This is a genomic window from Pelagibius sp. 7325 (genome assembly GCF_037652055.1).
Classification (GTDB): Bacteria; Pseudomonadota; Alphaproteobacteria; order Kiloniellales; family Kiloniellaceae; genus Pelagibius.
In genome coordinates this window covers 1-242 of the sequence record NZ_JBBKAH010000033.1, presented here as the reverse complement: position 1 = coordinate 242, position 242 = coordinate 1, and the positions used below count along the sequence as shown (strand labels likewise).

At 31.8% G+C, this 242-nt stretch carries 1 protein-coding gene; it reads right to left on the bottom strand.

Annotation, left to right across the window (positions count from 1 at the left end; genetic code table 11):
* On the bottom strand, positions 1 to 242 hold a 242-nt coding region (locus WDC82_RS25155; RefSeq protein ID WP_340120200.1), incomplete at both ends, for a hypothetical protein.

The window sequence follows — 242 nt, the reverse complement described above, 5'->3', positions numbered from 1 at the left end:
GTTTTCAAAGATTCATCCAGATTATGAAAATTCTGACCTTCTTTTAAAGCCTTAAACCTTTTTTGAGCTACTTCACCAGATTCAGTTCTAACATGGTTATATACCTTATCTATATTATTAAGGTAATCATTAAGAGGACTATTGAGTAGCGGTTGATGGGAAGTCTTATCAAGTTCATCATCTTTTACATTTACACCGAGTGATATGTTTTCTAAATCGCCTATTGCATCATAGATTTTGTT